The following is a 974-nucleotide window of genomic DNA, read 5'->3' on the forward strand; positions in this document are numbered from 1 at the left end:
CTCTCCATCGCCCATGGTTCGGCCAAGGATCTGTTGAGCCTGATTGGCGATATTCTGGATATTTCCAAGATAGAGTCCGGTCGGCTCGAACTAAGGCCGGAATCCCATGACATCGTGGCGCTGACGGCTTCGGTCGTCACTGTATTTACCGCTCTGGCCAGACAAAAGAACTTGCAACTGGAGCTCGCAGCCAGTGAGCCTCGCTGGGTTCTGGTCGATAGTATCTGCTACAAACAAATCCTCTCCAATCTTATCAGCAATGCCATAAAGTACACGGATAAGGGATCGGTGCGGGTCGAGTTGCAATCAAAAGCCAGTGACGGCTGGTGTACTTTGCAGCTGGCTATTCGGGATACGGGCATAGGCATTGCTCCCGCTGATCAAGCCAGGCTGTTCCAGCCTTTTGGTCAGGCGAGGCAGCCTGAGCACATCCAGCGTTCTGGCACGGGTCTCGGTCTGATGATCTCCCGCTCGCTCTGTGAGTTGATGGGAGGGGCTCTGTTGCTTGAGAGTGAACTCGGACGCGGCACTTGTGTCAGTATCGAGATGAAGTTGCCGTTGGCCAGCGCAGTCGAGCCTGCATCGCCAGTGGCATTGGGCACGATGACGGGCTATACCCGTCAGCTACGGGTCATGATCGTGGATGATCACCCTACTAACCGGCTGCTGGTCAGTCAGCAGTTGGCGTATCTCGGGCATGATGCAACGGCTGTTGAGTCGGGTGCCGATGCGTTGGATCTTCTTGTTAAAGTGCCCTTTGACGTAATGATCACCGACTTCAATATGCCCGGCATGAGTGGTTTTGAATTGACTCGCCAATATAGATCTCTGGAATTGGATAGGGGGGCTCATCGTTGCCTTATCTTGGGGTTGACGGCTGATGCCCGTCAGGAGCAGGTGAGCGAGGGACTGGCGGCTGGCATGGACGATTGCCTGTTCAAACCAGTGGGACTGGAGGAGCTGGAGTGCTGTCT

The 974-nt window shown here is 55.1% G+C and carries 1 protein-coding gene; it reads left to right on the forward strand.

The features are described from left to right. Positions 1-974 (forward strand): ATP-binding protein (locus G5171_RS20255; RefSeq protein WP_421251642.1); only part of this gene is annotated, 974 nt, incomplete at both ends.

Origin of the sequence: Aeromonas sp. 600774 (assembly GCF_049175075.1) — a bacterium.
In the GTDB taxonomy this organism is placed as follows: Bacteria; Pseudomonadota; Gammaproteobacteria; order Enterobacterales; family Aeromonadaceae; genus Aeromonas; species Aeromonas veronii_A.